This window comes from Rhodococcus sp. P4_B6 (assembly GCF_056402215.1).
The window spans coordinates 1-9,919 of record NZ_JBFUHV010000242.1; the positions used below are offsets into that span (position 1 = coordinate 1).

The window sequence follows — 9,919 nt, forward strand, 5'->3', positions numbered from 1 at the left end:
GTTCCCACCTACGCGGTGCCGGCGGAGGATATCGCCGCGGAGTTGTCGCCGGAGCCACCGGGTTCGGTGCAGGCCGACGGCGACGTCGGCTTCGCGCTGCCGGACGTGACGACGATGCCGGTGCTCGATCCGCGGATACCGTTCTCGGTGCACAGTGCGGAGGGCGAGCCCGTCGCGATCCGCATCGACGGAGCACGGTACGCCCTGGGGTTCCGGCCCGGCGACGACGAACTGTCCAGCTACGTGGTTCTCGACTTCGACGGCTTCGACCGCTGGCTGGAGGAGGACGACGAGATCGTCGGCCATCCGCACGACCCGTTCCAGCGCATCGATGTTCGCCGCACGTCCCGCCACATCCGGGTGATGCTGGGCGACACCCTCCTCGCCGACACTCGGCGGGCGAAAATGCTGTTCGAAACACTGCTTCCGGTGCGCTACTACCTGCCGCCCGAAGACGTCGTCGCGGAACTGCAACCGAGTGCGACGACGACGTACTGCGCCTACAAGGGCAAGGCCGCCTACCGGTCCGCGGTCACCGCCGGCGGAGTGCTCCACGACATCGCGTGGCGATATGACGAGCCCCTCGTCGACGCGTCGGAAGTCCGGGGACTCGTGGCGTTCTTCGACGAGCGGCTCGATCTGATCGTCGACGGTGTGGCCCGGCCGCGGCCGGAAACGCCCTGGTCGTAGCGTTCGCTCCCTGGTCCTAGTCCTCGGCGGCGTCCGCGCCRTCGAGTGCGATCTCGAGTGCCCGGGCCTCGTGGGCGTGCCCGAGCAACTCGTATCCGACGACGGTGACGACCGGGGCCAGCATCACCACGATCAGGCACCACGCCATCGACACGCCCTGCGCCGCCAGCACGAGGGCGAGCGCGATCGTCGCCGCGGTCAGGACGAGGAGTAGGACGTGGAACGGGTCGGGAACCCGCAGCAGATACGTGTACAGCAGGTACACGGCCGCGAGGTAGATCGCGACGGGGACGGCGACGGCGAGCACCGTCGCCGTCGCGCCGATGTGGGAGGCGTGTTCGATGTAGTACGCCGCCACGTGCAACCCGGCCCCCACGGCGGCCAGCGCGGCGAAGACCACGATGTGGCTGTACCCCCAGACGAACGAGCGGCGGCGATACACCGCGAGCACCTCGGCCGACGGCAGGGTGTAGTACACCCACCACAGGCCGAACGTGAGTCCGATGCCCGCGACGGCGACGAGTATCGCATCGAGCGACCACCCCTGGTGTTCGACGACGGCGGACAGTGAGGCCACCGTGCCGATCACACCCTCGCCGAGCGTGATGATCACGAGCAGGCCGTGACGCTCGACGATGTGGTGTGCGTGCCAGGGTGTTCCGCCCTTGTACCGTTCGGCGATGACGGGGCTGCTCATCTCGACGAGGATGAGGACGGCGCCGAGGCCGAACGCGTACTCGACGGTGAGGGGTGCGATCGCCAGCGTCACCCAGCCGATCTGTGCGAAAACGAGCGCCGTGGCGTACGTCAGCGACGCCGAGCGGTGGTCGGGGTCGTGCCTGGCCGCGCGCAACCACTGGAACACCATGGCGACGCGCATGACGATGTACCCGGACACCATGACGGTGTTGTCGAGTTCGACTCCGCGGTCGATGGATGCGAACATCTGCGGCATGCCGAGCGCCATCACGATGACGCCGATCATCTGGATCATGGTGGTGACGCGGTAGATCCAGTCGTCGGTGTCGTAGGCCGAGGCGAACCAGGAGAAGTTGATCCAGGCCCAGATGGTCGAGAACATCGCGAACGAGAAACCCGCCAGCCCGGCGCCGACGTGTCCTTCGGCGAGGAGGTGGGCGAATTGATTGCCCGCGACACCGAACGCGACGACGAACGTCAGGTCGAACAGCAGCTCCAACGGCGTTGCCGCACGGTGTTCCTCGTCCGGATCGCGGCCGACCATCTTCTGGACGCGGTGGGCGAGGCTCCTGCCGTTCGATGCCGATTCTTCGGGCGCGTTCACGGCTGTGCAGTTACGGCGTCGCCTGGTCTGCCTGCACCACGAGGTCGGCGACAGCGACGGGCTGGGATACCAGGACGGCGTGCGACGCGGGAATCTCCGTGATCTGCGCCCCCGCCCGGGTGGCCATGAACCGCTCGGACGCCGCCGGAATCACCTGATCGTTCTGAGCGACCATGGCCCAGCTGGGAGTCGACGCCCACGACGGCGCACCGCTGGGTTCGAGGTTCGCCACCAGCGCGGCCGACCGCTGGTGCGCGAGCATGTCGGCGGCCGTCGCGTCGGACACGTCCGGCGCGAACACCCGATGGAAGTCGGCCGGGTTGATGTAGCCGTCGAGGTTCCTGCCCGCGATCCCGGTGGGATCGTTCTCGACGACCTTCACCTGCAGCACGGGCGGGAGCAGCTGGCTGCCGGGAAAGCGGATGGGGTCGAGGTTCAGCATCACCGGCTCGCCCTGCGCCGGGGCGAATGCCGCCACGTAGACGAGCGCCTCGACGTTCGGCGAGTGCACATTGGTGATGACGGCGCCGCCGTACGAGTGACCGACGAGCACCACCGGTCCCGGGATGTCCGCGAGCACCTTCTCGATGGCGGCGGAATCGTACGCCGGTCCGCGCAGCGGGTTGTCCGGGACGACGACTTCGTACCCGCGACCACGCAGGTCCGCGGCCACCGCGTCCCAGCTGGTCGTGTCGGCGAACGCGCCGTGGACCAGCACCACCGTCGGCAGATCCTGGGCGACGGCCGGTCCGGCCCCGACGGTGAGCGTACCGGCCGCGGCGATCGCGCACGCGGCGACGGCGGTTCGAAGTCGAAGAAGTCGCATCACTCGTCTCCCGGGTCAGGACGGAACACAGTGGTCAGGGGCGAAGGGGGCTGTGCGCCAACCTCTGTCGTACGACGAGAAGCAGTGTCGTACGACGGACGACGCCGTGGCCTGGCCCTTCGTCGCTGAGATTACTCGCCCGCAGCGCGGTCGGCATCATTTCGGCTAGCGTGAGCGGAGGGGGACATTCCGCTCGTCCGTGCACGCTCCGCCGTCGTCAGGAGGAACCCCGTGGATCTCGCATTGCGCGGCACCGTCGCCGTGGTCACCGGAGCCAGCAAGGGTATCGGGCTCGCCATCACCCGGGCACTCGMCGCGGAAGGTGCCTTCGTGGTGGCGGGGGCGCGTTCGCCCGGCCCGGAACTGGAAGAACTCGTCCGCAGTGGAAACGTGGAGGCGGTGAGCGTCGACCTGTCGACCCCCACCGGCCCGGGTGAACTCGTTGCCGCCGCCGCTGCCCGTGGCAGTCTCGGCGTCGTCGTCAACAACGTCGGCGCCGCCCACCCGAGACTGACCGGCTTCCTCGACGTGACCGACGACGACTGGATCACGACGATGAATCTCAACCTGATGTCGGCGGTGCGGACCATCCGGGCCGCGCTGCCCACGATGATCGCCGCGGGCCGGGGGAGCATCGTGACCACGAGTTCGGTCAACAGTTTCCTGCCCGATCCCACCGTCATCGACTACTGCGCGTCCAAGGCCGCGCTCACCAACTTCTCGAAAGCTCTGTCGAAAGAGATGGGACCATTGGGAATTCGGGTGAACACTGTCAGCCCCGGCCCCGTGTCGACCGCCCTGTGGCTCGGTGACGACGGGGTGGCCGCCACGGTGGCGCGCGCCGCGGGCGGCGAACCGGAGGCGGTTGCGGAGAGTGTCGCCAAACAGGCGGTCACGGGCCGGTTCACCCGCCCGGACGAGGTGGCGGATCTCGTCGTGTTCCTCGCGAGCGACCGGGCGGGCAACGTGACGGGATCCGATTTCGTGATCGACGGCGGACTCGTCACCACCCTCTGACCGCCCGCGGACTACCGGCGCCCCAGAAGTTTCCGCATGCCCTCGGCCGCGCCGCGCACGAGTGCGTCGCGGGGGAACCCGCTGCGCTTCTGCGCCGCGTCGTAGTTGCCGCCCGCCACCCAGACCGGCCCGTCGGCCAGGTGCGTGAGACCCTCCCGGGCCACGTCTTCGGGCTCGGCGACCTTCATCCCCGGCAGATCGAAGTTCAGGCCTGCCCGGACCATCGCCGGCGTGCGGGTGACGCCGAGAACGAGTTCGACCACGTGAACCCCGAACGGCGCCAGTTCGAGCCAGAGGCTTTCCGCGAAGATCCGGCCGAACGCCTTCGACGCGGCGTAGATGCTCTGATCTTCCGACCCCAGATAGCCGGCCAGCGAACCGACCAGCACGATCCCGCCCCGGCCGCGGTCCTTCATCCTCGTGCCGAAATGCTGCGACAGGTGCAGTTGAGAGGTGATGTTCAGGTCGATGACGCGCTGGAAGCCGGCGAGGTCTCCGCTGACGAACTCGTGCCCGTAACTGTTGGCTCCGGCGTTGAAGATCAGCAACCCGACCTCGACGTCGTCGGTGGCCGTGCGGATCCGGTCGAGGGCGTCCGGGTCGAGGAGATCGAGCGCGAGGGTGCGTACCAGGACGCCGTGCGCGCGGACCTTGGCGGCGGTCTCCTCGAGGGGGCCGGGCTTGCGGGCGATCAGCACGAGGTTGATCCCCGCTCGGCCGAGTTCCTCGGCGAAGCTCGCGCCGACACCCTCGGAGCCGCCTGCGATCACGGCCCACGGTCCGTAGTGATCGATGTCGATCATGATGTGTCCCTTCGGGAATGGTGTCAGTGAACGACGACGGGAGTCGGTACGGGGTCGGGATCGCGCACCGGCACGGCACCCGCCTGCGCGGCCCGGGTGATCGACGCGGTCAGCGCCGCGCACCCTTCCCGGGGAGCGCCGGGGCGTCCCGGTCCGGAGCCGCCGATCTCACGGCACCGGGAGCGGGCCGCGTCGTCCCACTGAATGGATGTGTGCTCCCAGCTGTTCTTCTGGACGAGGACCCGCGCGCCGCACTCAGTGCACTGCAGCGGCTGCATCGGCTTCGCGCGCCTTTCGTGCGAGGTTTTCTTCCACTTCCCGCTTCCACGATTCCACGGGCCGGGTGGTGTCGAGTTCGAACTCGAACCGCTCGGTCATCTGCGGCGTCACCGCGGCGACGTCGACGTAGAACTGCTCGTACCACCGTCGCAGCTGGTAGACCGGACCGTCCTCCTCACACAGCAGCGGATTCTCGATGCGGGTCTTGTTCTTCCAGATCTCGATGTCCTGCTCGAAACCCTTCGCGATGAACGTGCCGAAATTCTTCGCCATCGCGGTGGCCGCGTCGCCGTCGAGTTCCTTGGACTTCTTGACGATGATGCCGTACTGCAGCACGAACTTGTCGGCGCTGACGGGGTAGTGGCAGTTGATCAGCACGGAGTCGACGTCGTGCGTCTCGTACTGGTACGTCAGGTCGTCGACCATGAACGACGGTCCGAAATAGGTGGCGTCCGATCGGCTTCCGACCATCTTCGGCTGACCCGACGCGTGCGGGCGCATGTCCTCACGGGCCTGCCCGCGCATGAACTGGCTGGCGACGTGGCCCTCGAAGACGTTCTTGAAGTAGGTGGGGAACGAGAAGTGCACGTAGAAGAAGTGCGCCATGTCGACGATGTTGTCGACCACCTCGCGGCAGTTCGTGTCGACGGTGGTGCGGTACCAGACCCAGTCCGTCCACTCGTCGTCGAGGGCGCCGTCGATGCGGGGAATCGTGACGTCCGCGGGCGGCGGATTGCCTTCCGGATCGTTCCACACGAACAGCATCCCGTCCTGGTCCAGCGCGTGCCACGACCGGGTTCGCGCGAGCGGCGGCACCCGGCGCGCGTACGGAATCTTCTTGCACCGGCCGTTGCTTCCCCACCGCCAGTCGTGGAACGGGCACGCCACCTCGTCGCCCTTGACGGTGCCCTGGCTCAGATCGCCGCCCATGTGCCGGCAGTAGCCGTCGAGCACGGCGAGGTCGCCGGCACTGTCGGCGAAGACGACGAGTGTGGTGCCGAACGCCTCGACGGAGTGCGGCTTGCCGTCCCGGAATGCCTCGGACAATCCGATGCAGTGCCATCCACGGGCGAATCGGGTGGGCGCTGCGCCGGCGTCGATCTCGCGTACCTCGACTGTCTCGGACTGTTGGGTGGTCACGATGCGTCCCGTCCTCTCCTGGGCTTGTGCGGTGCCCTGCACGCTAAGTGAGCGTCGACGGCCCGCATCGCGTGGTCCCACTGGACGGGACCGCGCGGACGGCGGCGTTTCCCGTTGAGCGAGACGCATATCCACGCGCGGGTGCGATCGCCCTACCCTCCGACAGATGACGAACGAGGTCCTCAGATCGGTCCGCGGGCTGCTGCCGACGATCGCGGAGTACGCGGACAAGGTCGACGAGTCGCGGCGGGTGTCCGAGCAGGTGATCCGTGAACTCGGCGACACCGGATTGTTCAAGATGCTGCAGCCCCGGCGGTACGGCGGCACCGAGAGCGATCCGGTGCATTTCTACGAGGTGGTGCGCGCCGTGTCGGGGGTGTGCGGCTCGACGGGCTGGCTGGCGTCCGTGCTCGGTGTGCACCCGTGGCACCTGGCCCTGTTCGACGACCGGGCACAACGCGACGTGTGGGGCCACGACGATTCGGTGCTCGTGTCGTCCGCCTACGCGCCCGTGGGGCGGCTCGTCCCGGTCGAGGGCGGATACCGGTTGACGGGGGACTGGGGCTTCTCCTCGGGCTGCGAGCACGCGTCGTGGGCGCTGCTCGGCGCGATGCTCGTCGGAACCGAGGGTCGCCCGGTCGATTTCATGACCGCACTGGTGCCGCGGTCGGACTACCGCATCCACGACGTGTGGGACGTGGTGGGGATGCGGGGCACCGCAAGCAACGAGATCACCGCCCGGGACGTGTTCGTTCCCGACTACCGGATCAAGAGGAACTACGAGACGGCGCAACTGCGCGGTCCCGGGCAGAAGGTGAACCGGGGACCCCTGTACCGGCTGCCGTTCGCCACGCTCTTCACCACCGCCGTCGCGGCGCCCGGGGTCGGCATCGTCGCGGGATGTTACGAGCGCTATCTGACGGTCATGCGGGAACGGGTGCGACTCAGCCTCGGTGGCGGCAGATTCGTCGACGACCAGTTCGCCCAGGTCGCGGTCGCCCGGGCGGCGTCCGAGATCGATGCCGCAATCCTGCAGATGGATCGCAACGTGCGGGAACTGTGGGAGTTGGCCGAGGCCGGTGAGGAACTCCCCATGGGTCTGCGCCTGCGGGTGCGCCGCGATCAGGTCCGCGCCACCGAGCGGGCTCTCGAGGCGATCGACCTGCTGTTCAAGACCGCCGGCGGGAGTTCGCTGTTCCGCGGCAACGCGATCGAACGGTCGTGGCGCGACGCCCACGCGGGCAGTGCGCACGTGGCCAACGAGCCCGAACGCGCCCTCGCCTTGTTCGGCAGGGGTGCGTTCGGGCTCCCGGTGGAGGACAACCTCGTGTAATCAGCTCCGCATGTGCTGAACTGCCCGGTAGGAGAACACCATTGCGGTGCCGAGCGGCACGCCGGGGCCCGGGTAGAACCGGCCGCTGAGCGATGCGCTGGTGTTGCCCGCCGCATACAGTCCGTCGATGGGGGAGCCGTCGGCGCGCAGGACGCGGGCGTCGGCGTCGGTCCGGACGCCGCCCTTGGTGCCGAGGTCGCTGAGCACGATGCGGGCCGCATGGAACGGGCCCTGCGACACCGGGCTCAGCGCCGGGTTGGGCGGGGCGTCCGCACCCGTGCCGGGCGGGCAGAAGAAGTTGTCGTACGGATCCTCTCCCCGGTGGAACGCCTCGTCGACGCCGTGCTTGGCGAAGTCGTTGAACTGTTCGACGGTGCGGCGCAGAGCGTCCGCGGGGACGCCGATCTTCTCCGCGAGTTCCTCGATCGTGTCGGCCGACACCCAGGTGCCCGCCGCGTGGTGCTTCTCGGCGGAGATCTGCGGAATGGAGATGGCAGGCAACACGGGCCCGCCCTCCTTCGAGTCGAAGACGAGGTAGGACCCGGCGCCGCCGTGTTCGATCATCGCGCGGCCGAACTGGTCGTACGGCAGCGACTCGTTGAGGTACCGCTCTCCGGACGTGTCGACCAGAATCCCGCCGCGCACACCCACCATGAAAGCGCCGGAGCCGTCCGGAAGTTCGACGCCGGGGCACCACCACGCCTCGTCGAGCAGCGCGGTGTCCGCGCCGACCTCCACCGCCGCCTGCAGGAGGTCACCGGTGTTGGCGCCGCGCGGTCCCATGCTCCACTCGGCCCGGCCGGGCGTTCCGTTCTCGGTGCGCAGGGCCGCGCTGCCCTCGATGCCGCCCGCCGCGAGCAGCACGCCGCGGGTCGCCCGGATGCGGATCGTCTCACCGGCCGCATCCGTCGCCAGGGCGCCGACCACCCGGCCGTCCTCGACGATCAGCGCGCGGGCCGCGGTCCCGGTGCGCAGTTCCGCGTGCCCGGTGCCGTACAGGGCCATGAGGAGACGGCCGATCAGGGCACGGCCCCCGTTCAGCGTTCCCTCGGGATGCGGTTCGCCGGCCCGATCGACGTCGGCCTCCGGCCGGATGACCTCACGAAGTTCCCCGACCTCGTCGCCCGGCAGATCGAGCGGGTTGATCGCGCGACCGTAGTCCATGCGGCCGGGTGCCTTGTAGTAGTCGGGGAATGCGCGCCACTCGAACTCGATGTGGGGATCGCGTTCGAGAAGTTCGACGACCTCGGGGGCGGTGGTGACGTACGCCTCCTGGCGGTCGATCTCCTCGTCTCCCACCACCGCGCGCAGGTACGTGCGCGCCTTGTCCGTGGAGTCGCCGATCCCGGCACGCTCCTGCACGGCGGTGCCCGGCAGCCACACCGCGGCGCCCGAGTACGCGGACGTGCCGCCGAACAGTGGGGTCTTCTCGAGGACGAGGGTGCGCAAACCCTGCGAAGCGGCCGTGTACGCGCCGGTCAGGGCGCCGCCCCCCGAACCGACCACCAGCACGTCGCACTCGGTTGTCCAGTCCTGCATCGTCGTTTCCTCCGTTGATGGTCTGTGGTGACTGACGGTCCAGTCGTGGGGTTCACGCAATCGCATCCGGGCGGCGTGCGGCACGTGCGGTCCCACTCACCGGACGAAATTCGAAGCTTTGCCGATCCAGTGCGAGAATCGACACCGGATCCGGGGCTGTGTGCGGAGTGAAGGGGGATCGAGGGTGCCGAGAATCGCCGAAGTGCGGGACGCTGCCGAACCGAGTTCGGAGGAACAGCGGGCCCGCCACGTCCGCATGCTCGAGGCCGCCGTCGAACTGGCGACCGAGAAGGAACTCGCCCGCGTCCAGATGCACGAGGTGGCCAAACGCGCCGGTGTCGCGATCGGGACGCTGTACCGGTACTTTCCGTCGAAGACGCACCTGTTCGTCGCGGTGATGGTCGACCAGATCGACCGGATGGGTGCCGGTTTCAAGAAGAGTGCGCCGCCCGGGGAATCGCCGCAGGACGCGGTGTACAACGTGCTCGTACGGGCCACCCGCGGTCTGCTGCGCAGACCCGCGCTCTCCACGGCGATGATCCAGTCCACGAGCACCGCCAACGTGGCGTCCGTGCCGGACGCGGGGAAGGTCGACCGAGCGTTCCGGCAGATCATGCTGGACGCCGCCGGGATCGAACACCCGACGGAGGAAGACCTGACCGCGTTGCGCCTGCTGGTGCAGTTGTGGTTCGGCGTGATCCAGTCCTGCCTCAACGGCCGGGTCACCATTCCCGACGCCGAATCAGACATCCGCAAGGCGTGCGACCTGCTGCTGGTCGGTCTGTCGCACCGCTGACAGCTTGCCCGGCGGGGGCCGCCTCCCCGGCGCGCCCGAAATGAAATTCATTCCTGACTGCTGAGCCGGGTCGGAAACTGTCCTTCGCAAGACGAAGGGCATTGCTGTCTTCCAAGAAATAGAATAAATTCCAAAAATGAGCCGCGGACGTGTCCGCGAGCCAGAAGAACCCGAGCCAGAAGAACCCCAAGGG

Annotated in this window: 10 protein-coding genes; 4 read left to right on the forward strand and 6 right to left on the reverse strand. The window is 68.4% G+C overall.

Features of this window, described 5'->3' with window-relative positions; genetic code table 11:
- Nucleotides 1-690 (forward strand): DUF427 domain-containing protein (locus AC1DWT_RS46495; protein WP_477925850.1); only part of this gene is annotated, 690 nt, incomplete at its 5' end.
- A 16-nt stretch (nucleotides 691-706) separates the two neighbouring features.
- Here AC1DWT_RS46495 and AC1DWT_RS46500 read toward each other — a convergent pair.
- Both AC1DWT_RS46500 and AC1DWT_RS46505 read right to left on the reverse strand, forming a co-directional pair.
- Nucleotides 707-1,933 carry a low temperature requirement protein A gene (locus AC1DWT_RS46500; RefSeq protein WP_072941192.1) on the reverse strand — a complete coding sequence of 409 codons (1,227 nt, stop codon included), beginning with the start codon at nucleotides 1,931-1,933 and terminating at the stop codon, nucleotides 707-709.
- Between the two features lie 70 nt (nucleotides 1,934-2,003).
- Nucleotides 2,004-2,819: an alpha/beta fold hydrolase gene (locus AC1DWT_RS46505; protein ID WP_072940823.1), complete on the reverse strand. Its 816-nt coding sequence runs from the start codon at nucleotides 2,817-2,819 to the stop codon at nucleotides 2,004-2,006.
- A 231-nt stretch (nucleotides 2,820-3,050) separates the two neighbouring features.
- Here AC1DWT_RS46505 and AC1DWT_RS46510 point away from each other — a divergent pair, with 231 nt between their 5' ends.
- Nucleotides 3,051-3,836: an SDR family NAD(P)-dependent oxidoreductase gene (locus AC1DWT_RS46510; RefSeq protein WP_477925851.1), complete on the forward strand. Its 786-nt coding sequence runs from the start codon at nucleotides 3,051-3,053 to the stop codon at nucleotides 3,834-3,836.
- Between the two features lie 11 nt (nucleotides 3,837-3,847).
- Here AC1DWT_RS46510 and AC1DWT_RS46515 read toward each other — a convergent pair whose 3' ends face one another.
- From AC1DWT_RS46515 to AC1DWT_RS46525, 3 genes are read right to left on the reverse strand one after another with little or no spacing between them, the layout of a single operon-like run.
- Nucleotides 3,848-4,639, reverse strand: a complete 792-nt coding sequence (locus AC1DWT_RS46515; protein ID WP_095861144.1) for an SDR family NAD(P)-dependent oxidoreductase — start codon at nucleotides 4,637-4,639, stop codon at nucleotides 3,848-3,850.
- Between the two features lie 23 nt (nucleotides 4,640-4,662).
- Nucleotides 4,663-4,917, reverse strand: coding sequence for a hypothetical protein (locus tag AC1DWT_RS46520; RefSeq protein ID WP_072940814.1), 255 nt, complete (start codon nucleotides 4,915-4,917; stop codon nucleotides 4,663-4,665).
- A complete protein-coding gene (locus AC1DWT_RS46525) occupies nucleotides 4,895-6,058 on the reverse strand; it encodes a 3-ketosteroid-9-alpha-monooxygenase, oxygenase component (protein ID WP_095861416.1) in 1,164 nt (387 codons plus the stop codon). The genes AC1DWT_RS46520 and AC1DWT_RS46525 overlap by 23 nt, the downstream gene beginning before the upstream one ends.
- Before the next feature lie 166 nt (nucleotides 6,059-6,224).
- On the opposite strand from AC1DWT_RS46525, the gene hsaA reads away from it, so the two are divergent.
- Entirely contained in the window at nucleotides 6,225-7,391 is a 1,167-nt protein-coding gene (gene hsaA, locus AC1DWT_RS46530) for a 3-hydroxy-9,10-secoandrosta-1,3,5(10)-triene-9,17-dione monooxygenase oxygenase subunit (protein ID WP_095861143.1), read from the forward strand.
- On the opposite strand, the gene AC1DWT_RS46535 is transcribed toward hsaA, so the two are convergent.
- Nucleotides 7,392-8,930, reverse strand: coding sequence for an FAD-dependent oxidoreductase (locus AC1DWT_RS46535; RefSeq protein WP_095861142.1), 1,539 nt, complete (start codon nucleotides 8,928-8,930; stop codon nucleotides 7,392-7,394).
- Nucleotides 8,931-9,114: 184 nt separating this feature from the next.
- Here AC1DWT_RS46535 and AC1DWT_RS46540 point away from each other — a divergent pair, with 184 nt between their 5' ends.
- The gene (locus AC1DWT_RS46540; RefSeq protein ID WP_072940808.1) at nucleotides 9,115-9,726 is read left to right on the forward strand and encodes a TetR/AcrR family transcriptional regulator; all 612 of its coding nucleotides are present in this window, start codon (nucleotides 9,115-9,117) and stop codon (nucleotides 9,724-9,726) included.
- Nucleotides 9,727-9,919: the final 193 nt, after the last annotated feature.